This window comes from Candidatus Pantoea communis, assembly GCF_011752685.1.
Taxonomy (GTDB): domain Bacteria; phylum Pseudomonadota; class Gammaproteobacteria; order Enterobacterales; family Enterobacteriaceae; genus Pantoea; species Pantoea communis.
Genome location: NZ_VWXC01000017.1, coordinates 25,124 through 51,317, shown reverse-complemented (window position 1 = coordinate 51,317; position 26,194 = coordinate 25,124). Strand labels below are relative to the sequence as shown.

Annotated in this window: 26 protein-coding genes and 1 pseudogene; 12 read left to right on the top strand and 15 right to left on the bottom strand. The window is 53.6% G+C overall.

Annotation, left to right across the window (positions count from 1 at the left end; all coding sequences use genetic code 11):
• Nucleotides 1-44: 44 nt before the first annotated feature.
• Nucleotides 45-503 carry an OsmC family protein gene (locus F3J37_RS20175; RefSeq protein WP_034822428.1) on the top strand — a complete coding sequence of 153 codons (459 nt, stop codon included), beginning with the start codon at nucleotides 45-47 and terminating at the stop codon, nucleotides 501-503.
• Here F3J37_RS20175 and F3J37_RS20170 read toward each other — a convergent pair whose 3' ends face one another.
• Together F3J37_RS20170 and F3J37_RS20165 are read right to left on the bottom strand one after the other, a co-directional pair.
• Complete coding sequence (locus tag F3J37_RS20170; protein ID WP_166935300.1) at nucleotides 504-1,589, bottom strand: diguanylate cyclase; 1,086 nt, start codon at nucleotides 1,587-1,589, stop codon at nucleotides 504-506. It abuts the gene before it with no gap.
• A gap of 126 nt (nucleotides 1,590-1,715) precedes the next feature.
• Nucleotides 1,716-2,615 (bottom strand): DMT family transporter, encoded by a 900-nt coding sequence (locus F3J37_RS20165; RefSeq protein ID WP_166935298.1) that lies wholly within the window; start codon nucleotides 2,613-2,615, stop codon nucleotides 1,716-1,718.
• 97 nt (nucleotides 2,616-2,712) lie between these two features.
• Between F3J37_RS20165 and F3J37_RS20160 the strand changes: the two genes are divergently transcribed.
• Nucleotides 2,713-4,047: an aminotransferase-like domain-containing protein gene (locus tag F3J37_RS20160; protein ID WP_166935394.1), complete on the top strand. Its 1,335-nt coding sequence runs from the start codon at nucleotides 2,713-2,715 to the stop codon at nucleotides 4,045-4,047.
• A 141-nt stretch (nucleotides 4,048-4,188) separates the two neighbouring features.
• Complete coding sequence (locus F3J37_RS20155) at nucleotides 4,189-5,451, top strand: MFS transporter (protein WP_166935296.1); 1,263 nt, start codon at nucleotides 4,189-4,191, stop codon at nucleotides 5,449-5,451.
• Between the two features lie 40 nt (nucleotides 5,452-5,491).
• Here the strand turns inward: F3J37_RS20155 and F3J37_RS20150 are convergent, their stop codons facing one another.
• From F3J37_RS20150 to F3J37_RS20140, 3 genes are all read right to left on the bottom strand, one after another.
• A complete protein-coding gene (locus F3J37_RS20150) occupies nucleotides 5,492-7,327 on the bottom strand; it encodes a methyl-accepting chemotaxis protein (protein WP_166935294.1) in 1,836 nt (611 codons plus the stop codon).
• A gap of 137 nt (nucleotides 7,328-7,464) precedes the next feature.
• The gene (locus F3J37_RS20145; RefSeq protein ID WP_160866926.1) at nucleotides 7,465-8,106 is read right to left on the bottom strand and encodes an aspartate/glutamate racemase family protein; all 642 of its coding nucleotides are present in this window, start codon (nucleotides 8,104-8,106) and stop codon (nucleotides 7,465-7,467) included.
• A gap of 118 nt (nucleotides 8,107-8,224) precedes the next feature.
• Nucleotides 8,225-9,136: a LysR family transcriptional regulator gene (locus F3J37_RS20140; RefSeq protein ID WP_166935292.1), complete on the bottom strand. Its 912-nt coding sequence runs from the start codon at nucleotides 9,134-9,136 to the stop codon at nucleotides 8,225-8,227.
• Between the two features lie 111 nt (nucleotides 9,137-9,247).
• Between F3J37_RS20140 and F3J37_RS20135 the strand changes: the two genes are divergently transcribed.
• Together F3J37_RS20135 and F3J37_RS20130 are read left to right on the top strand one after the other, a co-directional pair.
• The gene (locus F3J37_RS20135) at nucleotides 9,248-9,688 is read left to right on the top strand and encodes an ester cyclase (protein WP_097117666.1); all 441 of its coding nucleotides are present in this window, start codon (nucleotides 9,248-9,250) and stop codon (nucleotides 9,686-9,688) included.
• A gap of 196 nt (nucleotides 9,689-9,884) precedes the next feature.
• The gene (locus F3J37_RS20130) at nucleotides 9,885-10,808 is read left to right on the top strand and encodes a formyltransferase family protein (protein ID WP_166935290.1); all 924 of its coding nucleotides are present in this window, start codon (nucleotides 9,885-9,887) and stop codon (nucleotides 10,806-10,808) included.
• A gap of 34 nt (nucleotides 10,809-10,842) precedes the next feature.
• On the opposite strand, the gene F3J37_RS20125 is transcribed toward F3J37_RS20130, so the two are convergent.
• A complete protein-coding gene (locus F3J37_RS20125; protein WP_166935288.1) occupies nucleotides 10,843-11,892 on the bottom strand; it encodes an NAD(P)-dependent alcohol dehydrogenase in 1,050 nt (349 codons plus the stop codon).
• A 110-nt stretch (nucleotides 11,893-12,002) separates the two neighbouring features.
• On the opposite strand from F3J37_RS20125, the gene F3J37_RS20120 reads away from it, so the two are divergent.
• A complete protein-coding gene (locus tag F3J37_RS20120) occupies nucleotides 12,003-12,434 on the top strand; it encodes a winged helix-turn-helix transcriptional regulator (protein ID WP_166935286.1) in 432 nt (143 codons plus the stop codon).
• Here F3J37_RS20120 and F3J37_RS20115 read toward each other — a convergent pair.
• Nucleotides 12,376-13,200: a helix-turn-helix transcriptional regulator gene (locus tag F3J37_RS20115; protein WP_166935284.1), complete on the bottom strand. Its 825-nt coding sequence runs from the start codon at nucleotides 13,198-13,200 to the stop codon at nucleotides 12,376-12,378. The two genes, F3J37_RS20120 and F3J37_RS20115, sit on opposite strands and share 59 nt — an antisense overlap.
• A gap of 103 nt (nucleotides 13,201-13,303) precedes the next feature.
• On the opposite strand from F3J37_RS20115, the gene F3J37_RS20110 reads away from it, so the two are divergent.
• Nucleotides 13,304-14,194: an SDR family oxidoreductase gene (locus F3J37_RS20110; RefSeq protein ID WP_160866932.1), complete on the top strand. Its 891-nt coding sequence runs from the start codon at nucleotides 13,304-13,306 to the stop codon at nucleotides 14,192-14,194.
• On the opposite strand, the gene F3J37_RS20105 is transcribed toward F3J37_RS20110, so the two are convergent.
• Nucleotides 14,179-15,093, bottom strand: coding sequence for a LysR family transcriptional regulator (locus F3J37_RS20105; RefSeq protein WP_166935282.1), 915 nt, complete (start codon nucleotides 15,091-15,093; stop codon nucleotides 14,179-14,181). The genes F3J37_RS20110 and F3J37_RS20105 overlap by 16 nt on opposite strands.
• Nucleotides 15,094-15,195: 102 nt before the next feature.
• Between F3J37_RS20105 and F3J37_RS20100 the strand changes: the two are divergent.
• A pseudogene (locus F3J37_RS20100) lies at nucleotides 15,196-16,371 on the top strand (MFS transporter).
• A 76-nt stretch (nucleotides 16,372-16,447) separates the two neighbouring features.
• On the opposite strand, the gene F3J37_RS20095 reads toward F3J37_RS20100, so the two are convergent.
• Nucleotides 16,448-17,269 carry a Cof-type HAD-IIB family hydrolase gene (locus tag F3J37_RS20095; RefSeq protein WP_045815508.1) on the bottom strand — a complete coding sequence of 274 codons (822 nt, stop codon included), beginning with the start codon at nucleotides 17,267-17,269 and terminating at the stop codon, nucleotides 16,448-16,450.
• A gap of 137 nt (nucleotides 17,270-17,406) precedes the next feature.
• On the bottom strand, nucleotides 17,407-18,045 hold the full coding sequence (locus F3J37_RS20090) for a TetR/AcrR family transcriptional regulator (RefSeq protein WP_369410689.1): 639 nt from the start codon (nucleotides 18,043-18,045) through the stop codon (nucleotides 17,407-17,409).
• Between the two features lie 81 nt (nucleotides 18,046-18,126).
• Here F3J37_RS20090 and F3J37_RS20085 point away from each other — a divergent pair, with 81 nt between their 5' ends.
• The gene (locus tag F3J37_RS20085; RefSeq protein ID WP_166935278.1) at nucleotides 18,127-18,798 is read left to right on the top strand and encodes an O-methyltransferase; all 672 of its coding nucleotides are present in this window, start codon (nucleotides 18,127-18,129) and stop codon (nucleotides 18,796-18,798) included.
• A gap of 32 nt (nucleotides 18,799-18,830) precedes the next feature.
• Here the strand turns inward: F3J37_RS20085 and dksA are convergent, their stop codons facing one another.
• Nucleotides 18,831-19,250 carry an RNA polymerase-binding protein DksA gene (gene dksA, locus F3J37_RS20080; protein WP_166935276.1) on the bottom strand — a complete coding sequence of 140 codons (420 nt, stop codon included), beginning with the start codon at nucleotides 19,248-19,250 and terminating at the stop codon, nucleotides 18,831-18,833.
• Between the two features lie 72 nt (nucleotides 19,251-19,322).
• Here dksA and F3J37_RS20075 point away from each other — a divergent pair, with 72 nt between their 5' ends.
• Nucleotides 19,323-19,550: a hypothetical protein gene (locus tag F3J37_RS20075; protein ID WP_034822387.1), complete on the top strand. Its 228-nt coding sequence runs from the start codon at nucleotides 19,323-19,325 to the stop codon at nucleotides 19,548-19,550.
• Between the two features lies 1 nt (nucleotide 19,551).
• Here F3J37_RS20075 and F3J37_RS20070 read toward each other — a convergent pair whose 3' ends face one another.
• The 4 genes from F3J37_RS20070 to F3J37_RS20055 form a co-directional block, all read right to left on the bottom strand.
• Entirely contained in the window at nucleotides 19,552-20,742 is a 1,191-nt protein-coding gene (locus F3J37_RS20070; protein WP_166935392.1) for a CobW family GTP-binding protein, read from the bottom strand.
• Between the two features lie 186 nt (nucleotides 20,743-20,928).
• Entirely contained in the window at nucleotides 20,929-22,140 is a 1,212-nt protein-coding gene (gene zigA / locus F3J37_RS20065) for a zinc metallochaperone GTPase ZigA (RefSeq protein WP_166935274.1), read from the bottom strand.
• 160 nt (nucleotides 22,141-22,300) lie between these two features.
• Nucleotides 22,301-23,407, bottom strand: a complete 1,107-nt coding sequence (locus F3J37_RS20060; RefSeq protein ID WP_166935272.1) for an ABC transporter substrate-binding protein — start codon at nucleotides 23,405-23,407, stop codon at nucleotides 22,301-22,303.
• Nucleotides 23,408-23,695: 288 nt separating this feature from the next.
• On the bottom strand, nucleotides 23,696-24,451 hold the full coding sequence (locus F3J37_RS20055) for an IclR family transcriptional regulator (RefSeq protein WP_034822379.1): 756 nt from the start codon (nucleotides 24,449-24,451) through the stop codon (nucleotides 23,696-23,698).
• Nucleotides 24,452-24,832: 381 nt separating this feature from the next.
• On the opposite strand from F3J37_RS20055, the gene F3J37_RS20050 reads away from it, so the two are divergent.
• Both F3J37_RS20050 and F3J37_RS20045 read left to right on the top strand, forming a co-directional pair.
• Entirely contained in the window at nucleotides 24,833-25,225 is a 393-nt protein-coding gene (locus tag F3J37_RS20050) for a RidA family protein (protein WP_058960439.1), read from the top strand.
• 139 nt (nucleotides 25,226-25,364) lie between these two features.
• Nucleotides 25,365-26,189, top strand: a complete 825-nt coding sequence (locus F3J37_RS20045) for an ABC transporter substrate-binding protein (RefSeq protein ID WP_034822375.1) — start codon at nucleotides 25,365-25,367, stop codon at nucleotides 26,187-26,189.
• Nucleotides 26,190-26,194 lie beyond the last annotated feature (5 nt).

Below are 26,194 nucleotides of genomic sequence, written 5' to 3'. Positions count from 1 at the left end.
ACAGTAAACTGACCGCCGATTACCCCACAAAAGGAACTTTAGCTATGGCACGGGAACACCACTATCAGGTCACGGTCCGCTGGACCGGCAATCGCGGCACCGGCACCTCCTCTTACACCGCTTACGATCGTAACAGTGAGATGCTGGCAGACGGCAAACCCATGATGCCTTTGAGCGCCGATCCGGCATTTCGTGGCGATGCCACGCGCTGGAATCCTGAAGAGTTATTGCTGGCTTCAGCCTCCGCCTGTCACAAACTGTGGTATTTGCACCTGTGCGCGGACGCGGGAATTGTGGTGGAAGCTTATGAGGATGCCGCGGAAGGCACCATGGTGGAAGGCGCTCGGGGTCGTTTCACGCAAATCACGCTGAAACCGCGCATTACGCTGCGCGATCCGGCAGATGCGGATCGCGCGCGTGAGTTACATCATCAGGCACATGAGGCCTGTTATGTGGCCAATTCACTCAACTTCCCGGTGAATTGCGAACCGACGTTTGCCTGATCAGGCGGCGCCGGCCAACGGTGGTTGCGGCGGGACCCACAGCCGCACACCATTTCGTCCGGCGCGTTTTACCTCGTATAACGCTTCATCTGCATGGCGTAACCAATGGCGCAAGGACTCGGCGTTGGCGGCTGAAGCAATGCCGATACTCACCGAACAGCGAAACTCTGCCGACGCTGGCAGGCGTACCTGGGCGATTTTTTCCTTTAAGTGATTTGCCAACGCGACCACCGTCTCATCGGTCGCATGGTGCACGATCACGCCCAGCTCATCACCGCCGAAACGTGCGGGAATATCCTGCAATCCCACATGATTACGAAGCAGTGCCGAAATCTCTGCCAGTAAAAAATCCCCGGCTTCGTGGCCCCAGGTATCATTCACCGACTTGAAGTAATCAAGATCCATCAGCAGCAGATAGCCCGCGCTGTCGCCACGACGCGTACTCAGGAATTCGCTCTCCAGACGACGTTCAAACAGACGCCGGTTAGGGATCTCCAGACCAGGGTCCATTAACGCAATACGCTCCAGTTCACGGTTTCGTTTACGCAATTGCCAGGTCAAATTGTAGGACGTCACGCTCAATACCAGCATATAGCAGGTTGCCAACGGCAATGTCAGCCAGACGGTTTGCTGACTGAATGTTAGATTGACACCCGCGCCATCCACCAGCCAGACCATAACGAAAGCGCAGAGGAAAGCCTGCATGGCAGCGATTAACTGCGCTGCGCCTCCTGCCGCATAACGATCCGAGGCCAGCACCGCCATAATGATAAATGACGGCAATGGGCTAAGCGCCATCAGCGCTACCCAAATACCGCCAAATGCCGCGTCCAGCGTTAAGTTATGCCGTTCGGTGCCGGTGGAGTCTTCGGCACGCAATGCCCGGCGATAAGCCACCCACGGCCAGATAAATGCATTGGTAAATAACAGGGCGCTGAACGCCAGACCGCGATCCATCTCCATCAATACCGAGAGAATCGGGAAGAAACATAAAATTGTGCCAAGCTGGCGCATGATAAACATACGACGAACGAAGCGCTGTGAACGCCGCTTCAGATGGCTATCATCAGGTGAGTAATAATTCATTCACTGGAAAAATCTGATCGACAAGAAAAGCAGTTTAACGGGAAAAACCGCGAGCGGAGCGGTTTATTTTAAGAATATTTACCTTGCGCTTAACAACTGCGCAAGGTTTGTTAGGATTTTGTAAAGCTACTGCCCAAATTTACGTGCAGCGGCCAAACAACATACAACGGCTGCCGTCACCACCAGCATGGATGGATGAATGGATTCATGAAGTAACCAGGCTGAGAAAATCAGGCCAAAGAAAGGCTGTAACAGCTGCAGTTGTCCTACGCTGGCGATACCGCCGGTTGCCAGCCCCCTGTACCAAAAGATGAAACCAATCAGCATGCTGAACAGCGATACATATCCTAAAGCCCACCATGCAGACGCCTGAACAGGTTCAAAACTGAGAGGAGCCGTCATCACTGTTGCCAGCAACATGATCGGCAGTGAAAGGATCAGTGACCAGCATATGACCTGCCAGCCACCCAGGTGTCGAGAAAGCATTGCGCCTTCTGCATAACCCAGGCCGCACACTAACGTCGCCGCTAACATCAAGAGGTCACCGGTCAGTGATGCCGCTGCGCTCTGCACCAGCGCAAACCCCATCACCAATAGACAACCGAGAGTGGAAAACAACCAAAATGCTCTTCGTGGTCGTTCGCCTCCACGAATCACGGCAAAAAGCGCGGTAGACATTGGAAGCAATCCAATAAAAACGATCGAATGTGCTGAGCTGACATGCTGTAACGCCAGCGCAGTGAATAAAGGAAAACCTATCACGACACCCAGCGCGACAATCAGCAATGAAAAAAGCTGTACGGGCGCAGGTCGGCGTTGTCGAAGGGCTAAAATGATCAGGACCGCCAGCACTCCTGCAATTGAAGCGCGTATGAAAGTCAGGAAAAAAGGATCGAAACTTTGTACCGCCACACGCGTAGCCGGTAACGATCCACTAAAAATAACCATCCCGATAAATCCACTCATCCATCCTTGTAATCCAGAATGGTTAGCGTGAGATACGCTTGTGTTGCTGCTAGTCGCCATAAACGCCACCTTGATTCATTGACTTACCCACCGTTGACGCTTTAGAGCGTAAATGACAGCATTAATGACAATCAAAAAATTGTCATGGATACATTGGATGAAGGCTCGCTATAAAGTTATCGTTGATGAATTCGCCAGCGCGATACAACTCGGCCATTTGCCCGCAGGGACACGATTGCCCACGCACAGAGCACTCGCCAGCGAGCGTGCTATCTCATTGGCCACCGCAACGCGTATTTACAGTGAGCTGGAAGCCATGGGACTGGTGAGGGGTGAAACTGGTCGGGGAACCTTTGTCAGGGAAATTTTGCGCCCACTGGGATCAAGTGATGATCAACAGCGAGTTGCACCAGATGTAGTAGATCTGAATTTCAACACCCCTTCCCTGCCGGAGCAAGCTGACCGTCTACGCAGTGCGCTGAGACAACTTGCGACACGCGGTGACATCGAATCGTTATTGCGCTATCAGCCTTATGCCGGGCGTTTGAACGACCGTGAAGCGGTTGCCTCTTACCTGAGCAATATGGGAGTTGTTACGCAAGCCGAAAACGTTTTGATGGTCAATGGCGCGCAACAGGGTTTGGCGATAACCGTAATGGGTTTATTGAGACCGGGTGATGTTGTCGCGGTTGATGCTCTGACTTATCCGGGCTTTAAAGTGTTGGCCAGCCTGTACCATCTGGAACTCGTCCCTATCCCCGTCAATCCTTCTGGCCCTGATCTTATGGCTTTGGAAACCGTTTGCCAAAGCAGGCGGGTTCGCGCCATTTACTCCATGCCTACATTGCATAATCCGCTGGGCTGGGTGCTCAGTAGCGATCAGAGAGAAACTATCGGTTCAATTGCCCGAAAATATAATTTACTGATCATTGAGGATGCGGCTTACGCCTATCTTGAGCCGCGACCTCCAGCACCCCTGGCCTGTTACGCCCCTGAAAGGACGATATATGTCACTGGTTTTTCTAAGAACGTAGCGACGGGGTTGAGAGTCGGTGCCGTAGTGTCTCCTGCGGAACATCATGATGCACTGGAACGCGCGATTCGCGCCACTAGCTGGAACACGCCCGCATTAATGACCTCCATCGTCTGCGACTGGTTGCGAGAGGGATACGTCGCACAACTTGAGGAAGAGAAGCGAAGAGATGCCGGGCAACGTCAAACCCTGGCGCGAACAATCTTGCAGGATTTTACCTGCTATGGACATCCAAATGCCTATTTCATCTGGATTGTGTTACCTGAAGAGGCTCGGGCGGAGCGCGTGGTAAAACGCCTGCTGCAGAGTCGAATTTCCGTATCAACCGCAGAACCTTTTAGTACCTCGGCGACCGTGCCGCAGGCTATCCGGCTGGCGCTGGGTTCTGTAAGCCTGCATGATTTGCAATCGGCTTTGATAAAAATAAAGGAAGCGATTGATTACGAAAAAGGTTTGTAAGACGAATCCTGTTTGTCAGCCACTCAATCAGTGAAAACTTTGAACCCACAGCGATTTTCAGCAGCTGATTAGCGCCAGCGGTTGTCACATCAGCAGCTTGAACGCAGGATGTTCACTGCCCCCTGTTGATAGGAAAACGTCATGTCTCTTTCTGCGGCACACAAGCGCGTGCTCATTGCCGGATCCGTCGGCAATTTTATTGAGTGGTATGAATTCGCCGTTTACGGTTTTATGGCCACGCTGATGGCTAAAAACTTCTTCCAGCTTGAGGGCGAAAGTGCCCTCACCAGTCTCATCCTGACCTATGCGGCATTTGCCGTGGCCTTCTTTTTTCGTCCTTTAGGCGCGGTAGTGTTCGGCAGGTTGGGCGATCGGTATGGACGCAAGCCGGTATTGATCGCTGTGTTGATATTGATGACGCTCGCCACCGCTGCGATCGGTCTGGTGCCGGTTTATGCCTCCATTGGCGTTGCTGCACCGCTGCTGATTACCGTGTTACGCATCCTGCAAGGGTTGTTTGCCGGGGGAGAGTACGGCGGCGCAGTTTCACTGATGACGGAATTTGCGCCCCCGGGCAAACGCGGCTTTTACGGAGCATGGCAGTCTCTGACCGTGGCGTTTGGATTACTGGCGGGCGTGGCCGTGGTGGCGGTTTTGCCGTTGCTCATCGGAGACGCAGCCATGATTGACTGGGGGTGGCGCATCCCGTTTCTGCTCGCACTGCCACTAGGCGCTATCGCACTTTGGCTACGGTCGGGCTTAGAAGAGTCTCCACAGTTTGAGCAAGCAACCAATGCAGAAAGCGCGTCGGTCAGTGCCACTGTACGCGCCATTGTGCTGGGGATCGGACGACTGATGGTGTGGTCCGCAGCGGGCTATACCTATCTGGTGATCATGCCCACCTATTTGCAGGCAGCGCTGCATACCGGCTTCAATCAGGCGCTGCTGATTGCGGTGATCTCGAATCTCGGATTTGCGGCGACTATCCTGCCTGCGGGTATCCTGAGCGATCGCGTAGGACGACGCACAGTGATGTTACTGGCGACCTTCTTGTTGCTGGTGCTGGCATTCCCGCTGCTGAAAGTATTGCAGGACCCACTAAACGGCTTGCTGATCAAAGCGGCGGTGGTGTTTGTGGCCGGGGCATTGGTCGGCATGCTTGCAGGGCCGGGGCCCGCGATGCTGGCGGAGATGTTCCCGACGCGCGTGCGCTACACCGGGCTTGGGTTAGCCTACTCGCTGTCGAATGCGCTGTTTTCTGGCTGTGCGGGGCTGATTATTACCGGTTTGATGAAACAGACCGGTAATGCGGATATTCCGGCCTGGTATGTGATGGGCACAGCGCTGGTGAGCTTTGCCGCGCTGTGGACGTTGAATAAAGACGATCACCGCAGGCCGTTATAAAAAGAAGGCGGCCATCAGGCCGCCCCATCCTTGAACAAACTTAACGCCCCGCCCCCTGCAAGCGGAACTGCGCGACCAATCGCTCCAGCATCATCGCTTGTTCTTCCAGCGAGTTTGCCGAATGCGAGGATGCGCTAACCAGCGTGGCGTTTTGCTGGGTAGTGGTATCAAGTTCACCTACCGCGCGAGCAATTTGCTCAATGCCACGGCTCTGCTCATCGGAAGCAGCAGAAATTTCCTCCATGATCTCATTCACGCGCGCAATGCTGCCGAGAATCTGATCCATGGTTTCGCCAGCACGCGCTACCTGCTGATGCCCGTTGCTGATGCGGCTCACCGACTCACTGATCAACTGTTCGATGTCTTTCGCTGCACCGGCGCTACGCTGTGCCAGGTTGCGCACTTCACTGGCGACCACGGCAAAACCGCGCCCCTGCTCACCGGCTCGGGCCGCTTCGACCGCCGCGTTCAATGCCAGAATATTGGTCTGGAAAGCGATGCTGTTAATGACGGCAGTAATGTCGGCGATTTTCTTCGAGCTGTCGGAGATTTCCCCCATGGTGCTGACCACATCGCGCACCGCTTTACCGCCCTGATTCGCATTGTGTGAAGCTTCTGCGGCAATCTGGCTGGCCTGCCGCGCGTTCTCGGCGTTATTTTTAACGGTAGCCGTTAACTGCTCCATGCTGGCAGCCGTTTCCACCACCGCCGCCGCCTGCTGCTCGGTACGTGATGACAAATCGAGGTTGCCCTGATTGATCTCGCTAGCGGCTTGCGACACGCTGCTGACGCTATGCAACACATCGCCAATCATACTGCGCAGACGGTCGTTCATCCGCCCCATCGCCGAGGTCAGCTTGCCGAGTTCATCATGACGATCAGTGGTAAACTGCGAGCTTAAATCGCCGCTGGCAATGCGCTCCGCCAGCTCAAGATTGTGGAATACCGGACGCGTAATCTGACGGATGATGTACCACGCTACCAGTACGCCAAACAGAATCGCCAGCCCCCCAATCAACAGGGATAGCGTTGCTGAACCGTTCGCCAGTTCATCATTGCGCTCCTTGACGATAGCAATGATCTTTTTGATCGCCGCGCTGCTCTTATCGCCTGCCACTTTTACCGTGTCTTCTGACGCACGCAGTTGGCCATAGGTGTCGGCGGCTTGCAGGCTGAGATCTTTAAAGCGTTCCGTATCCTGCCACAGCGCGGTAAATCCGCCTTGCTGTTCCGGTGGCAGCTGAACCAACAAGGCTTTCATGCCCTGATCGGCCTGCTGGAAATGGGTTTGTAAGGTGTTGCGCAGACTATCGGTGACATTGAAGCGCAGTGCCCAGGCTTCTTCACGCACGTTGCTGATGGCGAAGAGCTGCTCATAGATCTGATTGGTCAGTTCTGGATTGGTCACTGGCGTGCGAATCAACTGCGTGTAGCGCGAAGTCATGTCTTGCTGGCTCAGGGAATCGAGCTGTGCACGCAGACTGTTCAGTTGCTGGGTAGCTTGCGTCATCGCCCCGATGCTGTTCTGGAAACTGGCGAGATGGGTGTCGAGTTCATCCACCAGAGGACGCGCGTTATCTGACCAGGAGAGTTGTTTAGCCTCGCGATTCAGCTGCTGTGCATGAGTGACATAGTCGGCCATCACCTTGCCGGATTTATCATCACCATAAAGGTATTTGAGGCGGTTAATTTTGGCCTGGAACACCTCAATGTTGATGTCGTAGATCAGATTGGTTTTCTGATAGATGTCATGAATCGCATTGAAACGCTGCACGCTGATGCCGGTGGCTAATGCCACTAACAGCAACACAATGCCAAATCCTGCTGACAATTTTCGGGTGATGCGTACATTACGTAAACGGGATACCAGCCCCATGTTCCCTCTCCTGCGAATGTTGTTATTGTAAATTCTGGTAAGGGAGTTATCGGAGCGAAGCGGGATTTGTTTATCGCGGAGATCACAAAAAAACGATTACAGGATGTTATGCGCCGCCGGGCAGCGGCACGAGCAGGTTATCGCGCGGATTGCGGGGCTAACTGGCTGATAAACAGGCCTGCCGCACTCACCGCATCCACCGCCACTTTCCCTAACTGCTGGCGAATGCTGTCGCCTAGCGCGATGGTGGAAAAACCGGTGCATGAGAAGGCGATGACTTCAATGCCATCGCGGTAAAGACTATCCGCACAGGCCAGGGCGCTGGCGCGGCCTTCTGCGCTCAGCAAGTCCGTAGTGTTCAGCACCCCTTCTGGACGCGCGTAGCGCACGGATTCACCCAGCAACTGACGGAAAGGCGCCGGGGCCGCCGCGCCAATCCCCATCACCGCGACAGGACGCTTGAGCATACGCGCAATACTTGCCGATGCCGAACCGGCGCTGATGACGGGGATCGATACGGCATCGCGCAATGCGGCAAGGCCAGGATCGGCGGCGCAGCTGAGAAACAGCGCATTGCAGCCGTCGGACTCTAATTGCCGCCCGAGCGTAACGATCTTAGGCACCGCCAGCGCTTCACTGGCATCATCAAAAATGCCTTTGTGCTGATCGGGGATCGCCCGGCTAATTGAGTTGATAGCGTACTCCTGATGAATCAGCCGACCATGTTCTTCGACAAAGTGCTGATCTGGATGGGTTAATACGCGGATTATCCCCAGCATGGCTGTTACTCCTGGTCTGATGTTAAACGGGTTTACAAAGCGGCCTGGTTTTTTATTGTGTCGAGTAACATGGCAGGTTTATGCAAAAGCGGCAACACGTACCCGCCGCTGGTTTGATCTACAATGCTGCTCCGACTTCCGCGATCACACCGCGTAACCACTGATGCGCCGCACTGTCCTGCGTCCTGCGATGCCAAAGCAGATCAAATGGAATCGAGGGCAGCGCCAACGGCGGTTCAAACATGATGATGTCGCCCTGGCTGGCTGAAGTGGTGCCCACGCGGCGCAGTACCGTTGCCACATAATCCGTTCCCGGCAAGAGCGCGGGCACGGTAAACATGGTGGGCAACGTCAGACTGATGGTGCGCGCTAAACCTTGCTCTCGCAATTGTTGGTCCACCAAGCCGTAATGGTTGCCTTCCGGTGACACCAGGATGTGGCGCATTGATAGAAACGCTTGCAGGTTCATGCCTTTACGCGCGGCTTCGTGGTCGCGCCCGACTAAGGTGACAAAGTCATCACGTAGCAACGGCTGGGAAAGAATTCGGTTCTCTGCTTTGGTTGGCGGTACGCCTACGGCAATATCAATCTTGCCCGCATCGAGTAGCGCAACAACCTCATCGCGATCAATAAAATAACGCACATGAATCGTGCAATGAGGTGCCACCGCCGCGAGCTTTTTGGTTAGCGCAGGCAGCAGCACATGCATCGGATACTCCGTCAATCCCAGGGTAAAACTGCGCTGTTTGGCTGTGGGATCAAAGACCTCTGCGGGCTTCATTAAATGACGCACCTGCCCTAACGCATCGGCCACCGGTATCGCAATCTCCTGCGCTTTCGCCGTGGGTAACAAGCCTTCTGCGCTGCGGATAAACAAAGGATCGTCAAAAACACGACGCAGGCGAGAAAGCGCCGCACTCATCGCCGGTTGGCTTACGCCAGCCAGTGCCGCCGCTTTAGTGACGTTGCGCTCCAGCATTAAGGCATTAAATGCCACCAGCAAATTGAGATCGAACCCTTCAAAATTCATATTTTGTATAATGCTCTATACCAATCATTTGTTGGATGGATAGTGTCAGATTCAGGAATACTGCACAAGCCGGTGAGATGCACCGCTAACTAATCCAATAAGGTTTCCAACATGTCTGCGACACAACCACTGAACCAACGCCTGCAAGCTGAACGTACTGCGGTAGAAAACCTCTATCGCGCTTTTAGTGACAAAAATCCCGATCTGCTGGATCTGGCGGTCACACAAGACTGGGATGACATCCCACTGGCGCCAGGTCAGGGGCCGGGACCAGAAGGATTTAAGCCACTACTGGCAGGTTTTATCGCCGCGTTCCCGGATATCAACATCACCGTGCACGACATGCTTCAGGAGCCTGGAAAGATTGCTGTGCGTGCAGAAATTACCGGTACGCACCAGGGTGAGTTTATGGGCATTGCACCAACCGGTCGTCGCATTAGCGTGCGCCTGCACGAATTCCACTTGCTCAACGGCGAGCGCGTGACCACCACCTGGCATATGGAAGATTGGTTTGCCATGTTCCAGCAAATTGGGCAATTCCCAACTCCCTAAAAGAAGCACTGCAGATAGCGTATAACTCATGGCAGAAGTCCGCGGCATTGTTAGTCACTAATGACGCAGCGGAGAGTTAAGGACATAAACAAGCCTTTGACGAATTAACAGCGATCAACTGCATGGTTTAAGCCAGGCATAATCTTCCCCTGCTATGCTAAGCACCAAACGTTAATCAGTGTTCACAGGCGGAAGAATGAAAGTCGTGTTATGTGCGTATCATGAGATGGGATGCGCGGCGCTGGAGAGTTTGCAGGAAGTGGGATTTGAAGTGGTGTGCGTGTTCACCCACGCGGGCGCCCATCAGGAAAACAGCTTCTTTGACTCGGTTGAAGCCATGGCGCTGCAGCAACAGATCCCGGTGTTTTGTCCGGACGATATCAACACGCCAGAATGGATTGCCAAAGTGGCGTCGCTGCAACCCGATGCGATTTTGACGCTGTCCTATCGACAAGCGCTCTCTCCTGCATTGATTGCCACCGCCAAAAAAGGGGCATTCAACGTGCACGCTTCGCTGCTGCCTGCCTATCGCGGACGTGCGCATCTCAACTGGGTGATTATCCGTAATGAACGCGAAACCGGGGTAACGCTGCATCGCATTAACAATGTGCCCGACGGCGGGCCAATTCTGGCGCAAAGCCGTGTCGCTATCACTGATGAAGATGAGGCGCTTTCATTACATCGCAAACTGGTACGCACCACACGTGAACAGTTGCCAAACTGGCTGCGCGCTCTGCGGGCGGGTAGTTTGATTGAACGCGTGCAGGATGAAAGTCTCGCCAGCGAACCGGGACAACGAAAGCCTGAGGATGGGCAGATTCACTGGCATCAGTCTGCCGATGAGATTCATGCTCTGATTCGCGGCGTCGCTTATCCGTGGCCAGGTGCGTATAGCCTGATGGGAGAACAGCGTTTTATCGTGTGGAAAAGCCGCGTGATTACCCAGCCACATCAGCACGCAGCGGGCAGCATTATTTCCATCGATCCGCTGTATATCGCCTGTGGCGAAAATGTGCTGGAAATTGTCGCAGCGGGGTTATCGCATCACGACAATCTTAGTGCGGCGCAGCTCGTGCAGCACTTCTCACTGTGCGTGGGGATGCAACTGAAGTCATGTTGAGCTGGCGATTTCAGGCTGAAATCGCCAACCTTTATCACCAGCGGGTCGCTGCCATATCAATCACAAAGCGATATTTCACATCACCCTTCAGCATGCGCGCAAATGCATCTTCGACTGCTTCACCCGCAATCAATTCGATATCTGCCGTGATGTTGTGTTCGCCGCAGAAATCCAGCATCTCCTGCGTCTCTTTGATGCTGCCGATGGATGAGCCGCTGATGCTCAGGCGACGGAAGACCATCGGCGTGACGTCAGGTGCCTGATGCGGTTGTTCCGGAATGCCTACCAGCACCAAACGACCATTGGTTTTGAGCGTGGCGAGGTAGGGATCGAGATCGTGAGGCGCAGAAACGCAGTCGATAATGAAGTCGAGAGAGGTTTGCGCCGCTGCCATCTGTTCCGCATCGCGTGAGACCACCACGCGGCTGGCCCCCAGGCGTCGCGCATCGGCACCTTTTTCCGGAGAGGTAGTGAACAGCGTCACTTCCGCACCCATCGCACTCGCCAGTTTTACCGCCATATGCCCAAGCCCGCCTAAGCCCACTACGCCGACTTTGTCGCCGGCCTGCACCTTGAAGTGACGCAGCGGTGACCAAACGGTGACGCCCGCACACAGCAACGGCGCAACGCCTGCCAGCGGCAGGTTCTGCGGCACTGACACCACAAAATGCTGATCGACCACCACATTCTGTGCATAGCCGCCCCAGGTGCTGTCGCCAGTGTGTTTGTCGATACCGTTATAGGTCGCGGTAAATCCGGCTTCGCAGTACTGCTCTTCCTGCTGCTGGCAGAAATGGCATTCACGACAGGAATCGACCATCACGCCGACACCCACCACATCACCGACCTTGAAGTTTGTGACCGCTACGCCAGTTTCCCGCACGCGGCCGACAATTTCGTGGCCCGGCACCAGCGGATAACGACTCACCGCCCATTCGTTACGTGCCATATGCAGATCGGAGTGGCACACGCCGCAGTACAGGATATCGATTTTAACGTCCTGCGGTTGCAGTGGACGCAGCGTGATCTGGCTGGATACTAAAGGTTTTGCCGCGTCGTGTGCGACTAATGCGTTGATTTTCATGGTGCCTCCGCAAGGTGCTGGCGTTATTGAGTTGAAGGCGGCAGACTATAGTCAACGTGGTGCAGAAATGATAGTAGTCACCTTTTGGTGACCATAGAGGAGTGACACTGATGCCAGCCTGGGTTGACGGCAAGCTGTTTTTTTATGCGGATTCCCCGCCGCGTCGCTTGATGGATTTGTTCTCGCTGAAGTGGAGCAGCATGGTGCTGCACGCGCTTTATCACTGGCCGGGACAGCGTGCGCGCACCGGCGAGTTGCAGCGCAGCCTGCAGGGAATTTCGAAGAAGATGCTGTTTCAGACATTAAAAGAGCTGGAGCAACGCGGATTGATTGCCCGCCATGTGTACGACGTGGTTCCACCGAAAGTGGATTACCGTTTGACGCCGCTGGGACAGACCTTTGCAGCCCCAATCGAACAGATGTACCAGTGGGGACTGGAGAATCAGGCGGCGCTGGATGCAATGGACGCCAACCTGCGCGCGGCTACGGACGTGCCATCAGACGTTCCACCGTCTCACGATCTCTCGGCAAGCGAGGATTAAACACTACCAGGCTTAGGCCGGGCTTGCCCTCGACCGCGAAGGTGCTGTATTCGAGTTCCAGCACGCCTTCGTCCGGTAGCCACAGTTGCTTTATCCCTTCGCCATGCTGGCTCACTTCCTGCGATTGCCACAGTTGGCGGAAGGTTTCGCTCATCGCGCTGAGTTCTTCCACCAGCGTGCGCACATGCTCGCTGGCACCGGTACGTGCTACGTCGGCACGGAAATTCGCCACCATGTTACGCGTGACCTGATGCCAATCCGGCAGGCGTTTTTTCATCTCTTCGTTGCTGAACATCATTAACAGGATATTGCGCTGTTCCGGCGGCAGTTGGGCGTAATCCACAAATACTTTGGTCGCCGCATGGTTCCACGCCACCACCTGCCATTCAGCAGTTTTCACCAGTGCGGGCGTGTGCGTCATGCTATCCAGAACGCGTTGCAATGAGGGTGAAACATCCACGCCCGCCTGCCAGGTGACGCCCGGCAAACGATTTTGCGCCAGCAGAAACAGGTGGTCGCGCTCGGCGGCACTTAGCTCCAACGCTTTGGATAACCGTTCCAATACCTCTTCGGAGGGCGCACCGCCTCTGCCCTGCTCCAGCCAGGTGTACCAGGTGGTGCTGACGCAGGCGCGCACCGCCACCTCTTCCCGACGCAATCCGGGCGTACGACGCCGCAGCAACGGATAGCCGAGTTTGCCGGCATCCAGTCGCTGACGTCGTTCACGCAGATAGTTGCCGAGCAGATTGTCGTCTTGTTGGGTCATGGCGTTATCCTGTTAGTGCCTATACCTGTATAAGCTCACGACTTTTCGCCGCGCCGCAGACTTTTATCATAGTGCTTCAACAGCCAGAAATAGGAGTCCGAATATGCGACTTTTTGTGACCGGCGCAAGCGGCTTTATCGGTTCGGCGATTGTGAAAAATCTGCAGGCACGCGGCGTGGACGTGCTTGGACTGGCACGCAGTGACGCGTCAGCAGAGAAGCTGCACCAGCAGGGAGTCCAGGTGATGCGCGGCGATTTAGAAGATATTGCCAGCCTGCGTAGCGCCGTTGAACAGAGTGACGGTGTGATCCATGCCGGATACATTCATGATTTCAGCCGCATGGATCACGCAGCGGCTATCGATCAGCAGGCGATTCTGGCGATGGGTGAAGTGCTTGCCGGGTCAAACCGTCCGCTAGTGGTGACCACCGGTACCGCATTGGTCTCGCCAGGACGTCTTGCGGTTGAGCAGACTCAACCGGTTTCCGGCGGCCATCCTCGTTCCGACTCCAACATCGCCGCACTCGCGCTGGCGGATAAAGGGGTGCGCGTCTCGCTAGTACGTCTTCCGCCCACGGTACACGGCGCAGGCGACCACGGCTTTGTGCCGATGATCATTAACATGGCGAAAGAGAAAGGCGCGGCGGTGTATGTCGGGGATGGTGCGAATCGCTGGCCTGCGGTGCATCGTGATGATGCGGCAGAGTTGTTCTGCCTCGCCGCCGAGCACGCCGAAGCCGGCACGATTTTGCATGCGATTCAGGAAGAAGGCATCCCATTTCGTCAGATCGCCGAAACCATTGGAGCAGGTTTGTCTCTGCCGGTGAAAAGCCTGAGCATGGAAGAAGCGAAAGAGTGGCTGGGCTGGATGGCGTTCTTTGCTTCAATCGATAACCCAGCTTCCAGTGAATGGACGCGCCAGACCTTTAACTGGCAGCCTACCGGGCCTGGATTGCTGCAGGATATGCGTGAGGCGGGTTATTTTTCTCGTTGATTTCGCACCGCTTCTTGCAGGAAATCAATAAACGCGCGGCTTCTTGCAGGAAGAAAACTCCGTTCCTGATAGAGCAGCGCAATCTCAAGGGGCGCGGGAGCGAGTTCAAGTTCAATCACTTCTAACTGCCCATTACGAATATAAGGCTCACAAGCCTGCGCTGAAAGGATGGCAAACCCGATGCCTTTCAGTGCAGCTTGCATCGCCATCTCACCACTGTCGACACGGAAAGGACTCAGCACATTGATGTGTCGAAATCCTTTGCCAGTGGTTATAAATTGCCACGCTTGCCCCTGAAGTGCACTTACGGTGGTGATGCAGGGCAGAGCCAGCAATTGTTCTGTATGCGTTGGTCTGGCGTATTTTTGCAGTAAAGTCGGCGCCGCAACAATGTGGCAGGGTAATGAAGCCAGCGGTCGAGCTATGACATCACTGCTGGCGCGCGTGCCGCGACTGATATCAATGACAACATCGCAGTCATCCCACAGTGCCTCTGCTCCCTGCAGGCTGGTAGTACAATGGAGTTCAATTCTGGGATATCGCAGTGCAAAGTCAGCCAAAAGATTGCCGAAAATCACCGGCCCGACTCCATTTGGTAAACATACGCGTAGCAGCCCTTCCGGCTCAGTTTGTGCGTGGCTTAATCTGGCTTCCGTCTCATTCACCGAGTCCAGCAGTGGTCGCATGCTGTCAAAAAACATCTGCCCTGCTTCAGTAAGCTTCATTTGACGCGTACTTCGCTGTATGAGTCGCATCCCTAATCGTTCTTCCAGCTGCGAAATCTGGCGACTCACATTCGATGCAGGTATATTCAAGGCACGCGCGCCGCCGACAAAACTGCCCTTCTCTGCAACGGTGACGAATACCCGCAAAACATTTAAATCGATTCTACTGCGCATCGATTATCCCATTTTTGATAATTAATCCTCTCACTTTATCGCTCTAATCATAATGATGCACGGGCAATAGACTAGGCCTCCTGTAACTTAATGGAGCAAATTATGCCTGTCCTCACGCCGCAATCAGGTTCATTCGCTGTGATCCGCATCGCTGTGATTATCGCTTTTGTTCAATTCACGAATGCCCTCGAATACATGATGTTTAATCCGCTGTTTGCCTACATGGCGTCTCAATTTTCAGTGCCTGTCACTTATGCAGGTTATGTCACGGGGACTTACACCCTGGGTTCAGTGCTATCCGGGTTATGTATTTGGAAATGGATTGACCGCGTTAACGCCAAACGGTTTTTACTGTGGAATATGGCGCTTTTAGGCGCTCTGACGGTGCTGATCACCTTCACGAGCGATTATACCCTGCTGCTGGTTCTACGATTTATGGCGGGCTTAGTGGGAGGAACAACCATGGGTGTAGGGATGAGTTTATAAATCAGCCTCGCGCCAGCGGCATTACGAGCACGGATGATTGCCACCGTCATTGCCGCTTTCTCTGTGGTCAGCATTGCAGGGATGCCGACCATGCTGTTTTTGAGCACACATTTCGGCTGGTATAGCGCAACGAGACTCATTGGTTTGCTGTGCCTGATAGCTTTGCTTCTTATTGCCGGGTTTATTCCTGATGCCCCGCGCAAAATCGCCCCTAAATCATCGATAACAATGACGCCAGAATGGTTGTTTTTCGCCAGCGGGAACGCCATCGCGCAATTCACTCCTATGCTCATCATTCCTGCTTTGGTGCCTTTATTGACCCAACACATGCAGGCTGTGAACGCCTCGCTGCCCATGCTGTTCTTCATCGGTGGCATCGCTGGGTTGATGGCGACAAAGCTTACCGGAAAACTATTGGCTCACTGGTCCAGCTACACCTTAGCCATTGTCTCAACGCTGATATTACTGGTCAGCATGCTGCTTCCCGTGACAGGTTTGCATGCCAGCTCATTATTCATGGGGCTGTTTCTGAGCGGGGCTTACGGACGATTGGTGGTGGTGTCGTGTGTGACGACGAGATTTCCAAATGAGGCCAGTCGGGCTGGTTTCCTGTCCCTGCAAACGGCGCTGATGTCATTGAGTACCACCCTCGCCTTTTTTGTTTCGGCCATGACTTTTGAGATAGCAGCGCCACTGCCGATCATATTCTGGGTGCTGGTTGCCGGCAGCGCATTACTCTTGCCGCCGCTGATTAAGAGGATGGAAAAAAGGTTAGCGAGACGTGAGGCCTGAGGTGATAAAGGTAGCGGCAGAATCGATCGCCCAGCTAAAAGTTTAGCTCTGGTTCGATAAACTCTGCCGCGAGGGATTAGCCAAACGGCTCTTCGCGTGCCAGCAAGCGTGCTATCACGTTAAGCGCACCTTCGTCGTTATTGCTGTCGGTTTTATAACGCGCAACAGCGGCCACGGGCGCGGCTGCATTGGCCATCGAAAAGCTGTAGCACGCCTGACGCAGCATTTCGAGGTCATTGGCGCTGTCGCCAATAGCCAGCACTTCGCAATCGTCGATGCCCCATTTTTCCTGCAGCAGCGCGATGCCATGTGCTTTGTGGCAGCCAGGAATGATCAGATCGACAAAACCAAAGCCGCTGGAGACCGGATGCATAATGTTTTCAATCGCGCCCAGTTCTTTGTGCAGACGATCCATCAGGGCATCCACCCCTTCGTGGGCCAGATTCAGCGAAAACTTAAAGATGGTGTCATCGATATCGTAGAGGTTGTCGCGCTTTTCCAGCCGATGATAGTGATTCGCCAGCATCGCAATCACTTCCTCCGGCATTGAGGTGTGCACATAAGCGCCATTGCGACCGCACACCACGGTGCTGATATCCGGCTCTTTCGCCAGAATATCGAGAATTTGATGGACGCGTTCTGGCGCTAATTCGCCGCAGAAGATCTCTTCATTGCTGTCTGACACCCAGGCACCGTTCTCGGCGACAAAGGCGATTTCATCTTTGATATCCGGGAAGTAGCGTTGTAACTGGTAATACTGATTGCCACTGGCGACCACAAAACGAACGCCTTTCTCTTTCAACAAGGCGTACTGGCGCGCGAATCGTTGAGCGTTGTACTGTTTGTTGTCATCGAGAAAAGTCCCATCCATATCCACCGCAATCATTTTTACTGCCATCTTGCTCTCCCGTATCGTTTGACCAGCATTCCATCCAGCTGTGAAAAGGTTTTCATAGAGCTTACTCGCGGTGTGGATTAATGAGAATGGTAATAATGAGATTGTTAACCGCTTTCAGAGATTTCCAGTGCCATCTTTTACTGCAAATCCGCCCCTTTTTCCCTGATCCAGACACAGAACATCTCTGCCATGTCCTTTGCGTAGTCGAAAATCTCCGCCTCAGTGCGCGGTGTTTCGGAAAAATGCTTGCCCACGTTACCCAGTGTGCTGTTGATCAGGTCGGCAGCGCGCAGACGTTGATTCTCTTCCAGATTGGGCAATAACTCAGACAGGAAGTCACTCATCACGTTTTCACCCGCCGCGCGCGCGGCTGCCACTTCCGGTGCATCACGGTATAACGGCGCTGCATCGTTAAGTGCGGTCCGCATTGCCGCTTCTTCACACTCTGAGTGCAAGAAAGCGAGCGTGAGTTGGTGCAGACGTTCACCCGCAGGCACATCTCGATTGCGCAGGATTGATCCTAAAAGATCGCCGGTGCGTTGCCACTCCTCACTTTGTAAGCGGAAAAGGATAGCCGCTTTATTGGGAAAGTATTGATACAACGATCCAATACTCACACCAGCACGCTCCGCCACACGTGCGGTGGTAAACCGCGTGGCGCCTTCCTGTTCCAAAACCTGAGTAGCGGCTTGCAAAATCGCCGAAACCAGCTCGCTGGATCGCGCTTGTTTAGGAATTTTTCTCTCTGAAATCCTGGTGTTACGACGTTCAGCCACCTGATACTCCCGAACACGAATAGTGAAATGCGAATGATTCATCGTATTCTGTTCGCACAGATTAATCTACGGAGAATCATCATGACGAGCTTAACTTCCGCGCCATTGGCGCCGCTGCTTAACTACCTGTTCGAACTGGCCGACAATATGGCGCATCCGACCAATGAAGCCTTCCGCGTCATGTCCGATGAAGAGCAAAATCGCCTGTTGCAGAGCAAAACAGATTATCTCGAACTCTATGGTCATCTGAAAAATGTGCCACTGGCGGTGTCGCGTGAAACCGGCAAGTTGCTGTACATGCTGGCACGCAGCAGCAAGGCGCAGTCGATAGTGGAGTTTGGCACCTCCTTTGGGATTTCAACGCTGCATCTCGCGGCAGCGTTACGCGATAACGGCGGCGGAAAGATCATCACCAGTGAATTTGAGCCGGGAAAGGTGGCGCTGGCGCGCAATCATTTTGCCGATGCGGGCGTAAGTGATTTGATTGAAGTGCGCGTGGGTGACGCGCTGCATACGTTGAGCCGCGACCTGCCTGCTGCCATCGATATGCTGGTGCTCGATGGCGCCAAGGCAATTTACCCTGAGATACTGGCGCTGGTTGAACCACATTTGCGCCCTGGTGCGCTGATCGTCGCCGATGATGCCGATTTCAGCCCCGAATATCTCGAACATGTGCACAGCGGGCGTGGCTATCTGTCGCTGCCTTACAACGACGGCGTTGAAGTGTCAATGTGGCTGGGACGTTCACAGTAATCAGCACCCAGAGCCTGTGCTCTGGGTGGCTGTCATTTTCGGTACTGCGCTTCGACCCGTTCCTGCTTGATCTTGGCATCAATGGAGAGTTCTGCGGTGGGGCGTAGCAACAGGCGAGCCAGGCCAATGGGATCGCCCGTCTCACGACAATAGCCATATTCACCATGATGAATACGCTGCATGGCGGCATCAATTTTCGGCAGCAGGCGACTTTCGCGATCAATCTGGCGAAACAATAAGCGTAACTCCTCTTCGCGGATCGCTTTATCGGCTTCGTCACCTTGCTGTTCGCTGCGTTGCAGCTGCGATTTCAGGTAGTCGATGTGTTGCAGCAGTTCCTGGCGCTCAAAACGTAATAAGCGCAAAAAATACTCACTTTGGTGAGGATTCATATACTCTTCTGGCGGCATACTGAGAAGGTTTTGCTGCTCGGCTGCTGTGGGTTTGGTCATATTGAAATTCCTTAACAGCTTCGTGTTAATGTTATATCGTCACATTTCTAATCATTCATTGAGGTTGCTGCGATGAAGACCACTGTTCCTCTGTTGCTTATCGCCATAGCATCGGCAAAAGCAGGTGCCTTTCAGGCAAAGATTGATACGTTAAAACTGGCGCAAAAACCGGATACCGCAGTGGCCAACGTCGATTTGACGCAGCCTCTGGCGACCGCGGAAGTGCATGCGGCGCTGTTAAAGCCCGTATCCGGCTGCCAGTGTCCGTTCTGTACGCAAATGCGTGCGCTGGCGGGCTAACTCAGGCGGATACGCGCGCCACGCGCTGCGGCCAGGGATCGGCAAATTCACCGCCGCTTTGCCACCATGCAAGCTCCTCTTTATTGAGAAAGCAGCGTTTCAGGGCGACGGTAAAGGCTTTCACTTCATCCGGTTCACCAATCACCGTTAAACTGCAGCGCCGATCGCCAAATCGCCCCGGCATTTTTGCCACTGCCTGTTCGACCGCCGCACGCTCCTCTGCAGTGAGCGGACTATCACGATGATTCAGAATTCCCGCTTTCCAGTAACTGATAAATTCCAGACTGATGCTGCCGGTGGCCTGATTCCACAACAGCGCTAAATCATCGCGCGTCGGCAACCAGAAAAAGCCTTTACTGCGATAGATGCCCGCGCCCATAAAGTGGTGGCAGGTATCCCACAATCGCTGCGGATGGAATGGACGATCGTCGTGAATCACTTCGGAAGTCATTTGCCACGCACCGGGTTCAATGGCATCCACCTCATCCGCTAATTCTTCAATTAACTGCGCGACTCGCCCGAAATCGTAGGGCTGCATCGCCATGAGTTCACTCAGAGAGAGGTTTCCCCGCGATACCGCCATCACTGCCACATAGGGATTGAGCGGATGAATGGCCTGGGCAATGCGGGTAATGCTGGAAGACGGCAGCCGATCATTTTTGGTGAGCAGCAGATGGCTGCAAAACATGATTTGTTCTGCCAGCAGATTCTCGATGCGCCGCTCGTGACGAGTCAGATTGGCCTGCAAACGAGGAATCAGCGCTTCGCCCTGCTGGTAATCATCATTCAGCATCACGCTGTCGACCAGCGATAAGAATCCATTGAGTTGCACTTCAGCATGATCGCGGAAATAACGCACCAGCGGCAACGGATGGCTGCTGCCCGAGGTTTCCAGCAGGATCAGATCCGGGCGATGTGCGTTGAGCATCGACTCAAGTGCGGCATCGAGTTTTTCGATACCCGTTCGGCTGCTGATGCTGTCGGCTGAGAGCGTGATGAAATTATGTTTACTGGCGTTGACGATTTCAGTATTGGCAATCAGCACGCCATCAACGTCCAGTTCGCTCATATCATTGACGATGACGCAGACTGCAAGTTGCTGTTTGTGTGCCTGAACCAACAGACTTTTTAAAAGCGTTGTTTTGCCTGCACCAAGAAAACCGTTGAGAATGGTGAGGGGGATTTTTTGCATCGTGACCTCTTGCTGCCGCACTTTGCGGCGTGGGTTTGCAATCCATGGCGTCATGCCGTTCCGTTAAACCAGGTTGTGCCAAAGTACCCGCTGGGGAACTGCGCTTCGCTCAGGCAGAAATATGTGGCCGGGCGCTCAGTTCATTGCACCGTCAACGATCTGCCTGGTTCCTCGCGTTTATCTTCCTCAGTGAAACCAGGGTTCAAACGGGTCCGGATATTCGGCCCAGTTTTCCGGGCCCTGCGCCATCTCTTCGTCAGTCAGCAGCGCATGTTCCAGCTGGTTGCGCAGACGGGCCTCATCCATCTCAATACCAATAAACACGATTTCCTGACGCGCATCGCCAGTGCTCTCGACCCAGTTCTGCATGATGTATTCCAGCGTCTCGGGATCTTCCGGCCAGCGCTCTTTCGGCGCGCTGGCCCACCACATGCCTGCTAAGCCCTGACGCGTCACACCACCGGCCTGTGACCAGGAACCGGCATAATGAGGACGACTGGCGAGCCAGAAGAAGCCCTTAGACCGCACCACGCCTTGGAGATCGCCTTCAATGACGCTAGCGAAGCGGGTGGGATGGAAAGGACGACGCGCGCGGAACACAAAGTTGCGGATGCCATACTCTTCGGTTTCTGGCGTATGTGAACCGCGCAGTTCTTGCAACCAGCCGGGGGCTTGTGAGGCCGCATCAAAATCAAATAAACCGGTATTCAGCACTTGATTCAGCGCGACTTTGCCAAACTCAGAGGTCACCACGCGTGCACGCGGGTTGAGAGAATGCAATATCGCCAGCAAGCGGGCTTTTTGCGCTTCATCAATCAGATCGGTTTTGTTCAGAATCAGCACGTCGCAGAACTCAATCTGATCCACCAGCAGATCCACCACCGTGCGTTCATCTTCTTCACCCAGCGATTCACCGCGGGATTTGATGCTCTCGTTGGATTCGTAATCGCGCAGGAAATTGAAGCCGTCCACGACGGTCACCATGGTGTCCAGCGCAGCGACTTCCGATAAACTCTGTCCGTCTTCATCGGCAAAGGTAAAGGTTTCCGCCACCGGAAGCGGCTCGGAAATACCGGTAGATTCGATCACCAGGTTATCGAAACGGCCATCTTTTGCGAGGCGATCTACCTCCAGCAGCAGATCTTCACGCAGCGTGCAGCAGATGCAGCCGTTACTCATCTCGACTAACTTCTCATCGGTGCGCGACAACTCCGCCCCGCCCTCACGCACCAGGGCGGCATCGATATTCACTTCTGACATATCATTGACGATCACTGCCACGCGGCGACCTTCGCGATTGTTGAGAATATGGTTAAGCAGTGTGGTTTTGCCCGCGCCGAGAAAGCCGGAGAGGACAGTAACCGGCAACTTTTTAAAATTCGGGGATAATGATGACATTGCAACTCCTTCAACATGACAAGTGCAGGTGCGGTGACATGCCACACCAAACGTTATAATTGATATGTTATAACATAACAATTACGGTTGTCATTGCGTCGAAGAAAGATTGTTGTTTAAGGCTAATAAAAAGCGGGCCGTTTCGGCCCGCTATAAAGCATTACTTGTTATCGGGATAGCTTAGATCGATCGCTTCATCCGGTAACTTAGTGAATTTTTTCACGATGGTGCGGAAGTCGGCGTTAGGCGTCAAATCGGCAAACTGTTGCGGATAAAGGTCTTTTGCCAAAATTTCCATCCCCACGATGTTGTAAGGGTGGTTATAGAAATGATGGTAAACGCCATAAACACGGCCATTTTTCACCGGCTCGATCTGTGCCAGACCGGTACGTTTCAACAGTGTCTGGAAAGTGGCATTCACCTCTTTCGGCTGCACGCCGTAGCCGAATGGCAGCACGTTGGTGTTAGGCCGCTTTGAACCGGTCATGATGTAAACGTCCGGTTTCATCGCTATAATCTTTTCCAGCGCGATAAAGCCCACGTTGCCCGGCAACAGCTCGGAACCAATATTCTTACCGCCTACGGCTTCGACTAATCCGCCCCAGCCATTGTGACTGTGAGTGAAGCAGCAGTTATCGCTGTTACCGGCAATCGGCTCAATAAACACCGTCGGTTTGTTCTTCACCTCAGCGACGCCTTTGGTGATGCGATCAAACCTCTGCTGATAGAAATCGGTATAGGCCTTAGCCTGGCTCTCCCGGTTAAACACTTTGCCCAACAGCGTGACGCTGGGTGCCGTGTTTTGCGCTGGGTGCAGTTCATAATCCACAAACACCACGGGAATATGCAGATTATTCAGCGTACTCAATACACCTGACTGTTGCAGCGCCGGTTTCGCGCGCAGTTGGGCAATCATCATGTCGGGCTTTTGCGCCAGCACGCTTTCCAGATTGACCTGGCCCTGGTCGCTGAAGCCCATATCGACAATTTTGGTCGCTTCAGGCCATTTGCCTTTCAGCAGATCCCAGGTTTGGGTGTCTTGTTTCTTCGGCAGGTTATTCCACGCCACCACACGCTTGAACGGGTCATCACGATCCAGCAGCGCCAGCGTCAAAATATCGCGGCCATCCTGCAGGATGATGTGTTGCGGTTCTTTGGTGATGGTTTGCGTGTTGCCGTCCATATCGGTGACGGTTAACGGGTAAGTGGTAGCCGAAGCCGCCGTGGAAGCCAGTAATCCCATTGCCAGTAGCAGGCGCGTTTTCATCCTAAAACTCCGTGGTAAAAAGAATAGTTATTATTATCAATTACCTTAACACAACCTTAAGGGCCGAAAATAAACGCCAGGACAATGGGTTGTAACCGAGTATTAATGTTGAGTGATGAAGGTTGGATGGCGGATGGCGGATGGCGGATGGCAGATGGCAGATGGCAGATGGCAGATGGCAGATGGCAGATGGCAGATGGCAGATGGCAGATGGCAGATGGCAGATGGCAGATGGATTATCCGTTCCCTGCAGGCAGCCCGCAAGCCGCCGCAGCAGGGAAATGCGCGTCAGGTGAAATCGGACAGCTTCTGCCCGGAGGTAATCAACTCCTGCAACAGCATCTGCCGACGCTCTTGCGACGTATCACGGCTGACCATAAAGCAGATCGCCGCCACCGCCTGGCCGCTGCGTGAGCGAATCGGCGCGGCCATACAGCAGGTAAAGCTTTCGGAGAGCCCTTCCGTCATGCAATAACCCAGCTTACCGGCATGGTGGATTTCATCGAGAAACGCCTGCTTATCGAGAATCTGCCCGCTGGCGAGACGGTAATCTTCTTCTGGAATCAAATCGAGGATCGCGCTATCAGACCAGTTACTGAGCAGTAAACGCCCGGTAGCGGTCCAGGTGATGGGCACGCGTACGCCGATATCTGAGGTGATCTTGAAGGGGTGCGCGTTGCTGCTCTCGGACAGCACCACCGTGTACTTGTTGCCCTCCAGCATACAAAGCTGCACAGTTTCGCCATGGCGCGCCACAATCTCGACCATCAACTGATGCGCGCGCCGGATCAGATCGTTGTGCGCCATGTAATCCGCACCGTAATAGTGCATCTCGCGACCGAAAAACACCGCACCATCTGCATCTAATTCCACCAGCCCGGCTTCACTGAGCAAACTGACCAACTCATAAACGCTGGATCGGGGTGCGCCAGTGGCATCGATCAAATCGCGCATCGCCATCGGCTGACGGGCAATATGCAACTGACGGAAAATATCAATAACCCGGTCAACACCGCGCGCCCGTGACGGTTTTTCATCCGGCATACGCTTACTCCCCTGTTGCATTGGTGCGATTGGAATACATGAAAAAAGAAAAGCATCATACACCCCAACGCAACAATTACCCATCCCCGTAAAAATAAAAATTAGTCACTGACGTTATATTATGGCGATCTATTTTGGGGCCTCATTTTGGCGCAACGATTTTTTGCTGACATTAAAAATGTTCGACGAAGGTCACATTCTTATTAAACGAACACTCCGCAATAAATTTATTTTGCGATCCCGACTACATCACAAAAAATTAAATAGCCGATCACATATTGCAAAAGCAAATCCACTGTGCAAATCTTGCCCTATCCGGTATTGCAGATTTAAGTCTGATATATCGGACAGACTAACAACTCCAGAAATGAGGCAATTTGCATGACGATAAAACGTTATGGCATTGAAGGCGGGACCGGCACTGGCGGGCAAATGTTGCCCTTCGCCCGTGCGGTAGAGGCCGATGGCTGGCTGTATATCTCAGGCCAGACGCCAATGCGCGACGGTGAGGTAGTGGAAGGCGGTATCATCGAACAGACCCAGTTAGCATTTGATAACTGCCTGACCATCATGCGCGAGGCAGGTTATCGCGTGGAAGATGTGGTACACGTCACAGCCGTGCTGACCGACGCACGCTACTTCAGTTCCTTTAATAAAGTATTCAGTGAGATATTCAGTGGAAATCCACCGGCACGCATTTGCAGCGTGCAGGATTTAGTGGTCGACTGCAAAGTGGAAGTGGATATGAAATGCTTCCGCGCCGATCGTAAATAATTATTACGGTTAAAACAGGCTGACGATCTTTTATTTTCTTCGCCCACACCAGGACAGCCTGTTATTAATTGATGCTTTTCATTTTGCTGTGAAATATCGGTGTTACGCCGACTCATAACCATTTTATAGAGAGCATAAAATGAACACAACATCGCTTAAATTCGGCGCCGCTGCGCTGGCATTACTGGTTTTAGCTGGCTGCACACCCACCGAAGAAAAAAAAGAGGCTGGCGCCGCACCGCAATCGGCCCTGCAGAACGTACTGCAACGCGGCACGCTGCGTGTCGGTGACTGCCTGAGCTTTGCCCCCTTTGGTTTTTATGACAAAGACGGCAACCCAGATGGTTATGACGTTGATTTGGCTAAAGCACTGGCCAAGGAGATGGGCGTGAAACTGGAGATGGTGAATACCACCAGCGCCAACCGTATTCCTAACCTGCAAACCAATAAAGTCGATGTGGTGTTCTGTAACTTCACACGCAATCTTGAACGCGCCAAAGAGATCGGCTTCACCAACCCGTATGTGGTGGCCAGTGAAGCGATGCTGGTGCGCAAGAACAGCGGTATCCAATCTGCGCATGATATGGCAGGCAAAACCATCGCCACAGTGAAGGGTTCAACCAATGGGGATGAAGTCCGTAACCTCGGTATTGATGTGAAAATTCAGGAATACGACTCATCGCAAGCCGCGATCCTCGCGGTGAAGCAAGGTCAGGCCGATGCGATGATCGAAGACAACAACTTCCTCGCCTATCAGGCCAAGCTCGATCCGACGTTAACCGTGACCAACGAAGCGCTGGTACCACTGGAATATAACGCCTTCGGTGTGAAACAGGGGGATCAGGTGTGGACCAACTATCTGAATGAATTCCTGTTTGAGATTAATGCATCGGGTGAAAACGCCCAGCTGTATCAGAAATGGTTCGGTAGCAAGCCACGTTACCCGCTGAATCCGCAATATTGATTGAT

What these genes read in the sequence shown, in the direction of transcription:
- F3J37_RS20175 (WP_034822428.1), top strand. Translation starts at nt 45, where the DNA reads ATGGCACGGGAACACCACTATCAGGTCACGGTCCGCTGGACCGGCAAT.
- F3J37_RS20170 (WP_166935300.1), bottom strand. Translation starts at nt 1,589, where the DNA reads ATGAATTATTACTCACCTGATGATAGCCATCTGAAGCGGCGTTCACAG.
- F3J37_RS20165 (WP_166935298.1), bottom strand. Translation starts at nt 2,615, where the DNA reads ATGGCGACTAGCAGCAACACAAGCGTATCTCACGCTAACCATTCTGGA.
- F3J37_RS20160 (WP_166935394.1), top strand. Translation starts at nt 2,713, where the DNA reads ATGAAGGCTCGCTATAAAGTTATCGTTGATGAATTCGCCAGCGCGATA.
- F3J37_RS20155 (WP_166935296.1), top strand. Translation starts at nt 4,189, where the DNA reads ATGTCTCTTTCTGCGGCACACAAGCGCGTGCTCATTGCCGGATCCGTC.
- F3J37_RS20150 (WP_166935294.1), bottom strand. Translation starts at nt 7,327, where the DNA reads ATGGGGCTGGTATCCCGTTTACGTAATGTACGCATCACCCGAAAATTG.
- F3J37_RS20145 (WP_160866926.1), bottom strand. Translation starts at nt 8,106, where the DNA reads ATGCTGGGGATAATCCGCGTATTAACCCATCCAGATCAGCACTTTGTC.
- F3J37_RS20140 (WP_166935292.1), bottom strand. Translation starts at nt 9,136, where the DNA reads ATGAATTTTGAAGGGTTCGATCTCAATTTGCTGGTGGCATTTAATGCC.
- F3J37_RS20135 (WP_097117666.1), top strand. Translation starts at nt 9,248, where the DNA reads ATGTCTGCGACACAACCACTGAACCAACGCCTGCAAGCTGAACGTACT.
- F3J37_RS20130 (WP_166935290.1), top strand. Translation starts at nt 9,885, where the DNA reads ATGAAAGTCGTGTTATGTGCGTATCATGAGATGGGATGCGCGGCGCTG.
- F3J37_RS20125 (WP_166935288.1), bottom strand. Translation starts at nt 11,892, where the DNA reads ATGAAAATCAACGCATTAGTCGCACACGACGCGGCAAAACCTTTAGTA.
- F3J37_RS20120 (WP_166935286.1), top strand. Translation starts at nt 12,003, where the DNA reads ATGCCAGCCTGGGTTGACGGCAAGCTGTTTTTTTATGCGGATTCCCCG.
- F3J37_RS20115 (WP_166935284.1), bottom strand. Translation starts at nt 13,200, where the DNA reads ATGACCCAACAAGACGACAATCTGCTCGGCAACTATCTGCGTGAACGA.
- F3J37_RS20110 (WP_160866932.1), top strand. Translation starts at nt 13,304, where the DNA reads ATGCGACTTTTTGTGACCGGCGCAAGCGGCTTTATCGGTTCGGCGATT.
- F3J37_RS20105 (WP_166935282.1), bottom strand. Translation starts at nt 15,093, where the DNA reads ATGCGCAGTAGAATCGATTTAAATGTTTTGCGGGTATTCGTCACCGTT.
- F3J37_RS20095 (WP_045815508.1), bottom strand. Translation starts at nt 17,269, where the DNA reads ATGGCAGTAAAAATGATTGCGGTGGATATGGATGGGACTTTTCTCGAT.
- F3J37_RS20085 (WP_166935278.1), top strand. Translation starts at nt 18,127, where the DNA reads ATGACGAGCTTAACTTCCGCGCCATTGGCGCCGCTGCTTAACTACCTG.
- dksA (WP_166935276.1), bottom strand. Translation starts at nt 19,250, where the DNA reads ATGACCAAACCCACAGCAGCCGAGCAGCAAAACCTTCTCAGTATGCCG.
- F3J37_RS20075 (WP_034822387.1), top strand. Translation starts at nt 19,323, where the DNA reads ATGAAGACCACTGTTCCTCTGTTGCTTATCGCCATAGCATCGGCAAAA.
- F3J37_RS20070 (WP_166935392.1), bottom strand. Translation starts at nt 20,742, where the DNA reads ATGCAAAAAATCCCCCTCACCATTCTCAACGGTTTTCTTGGTGCAGGC.
- zigA (WP_166935274.1), bottom strand. Translation starts at nt 22,140, where the DNA reads ATGTCATCATTATCCCCGAATTTTAAAAAGTTGCCGGTTACTGTCCTC.
- F3J37_RS20060 (WP_166935272.1), bottom strand. Translation starts at nt 23,407, where the DNA reads ATGAAAACGCGCCTGCTACTGGCAATGGGATTACTGGCTTCCACGGCG.
- F3J37_RS20055 (WP_034822379.1), bottom strand. Translation starts at nt 24,451, where the DNA reads ATGCCGGATGAAAAACCGTCACGGGCGCGCGGTGTTGACCGGGTTATT.
- F3J37_RS20050 (WP_058960439.1), top strand. Translation starts at nt 24,833, where the DNA reads ATGACGATAAAACGTTATGGCATTGAAGGCGGGACCGGCACTGGCGGG.
- F3J37_RS20045 (WP_034822375.1), top strand. Translation starts at nt 25,365, where the DNA reads ATGAACACAACATCGCTTAAATTCGGCGCCGCTGCGCTGGCATTACTG.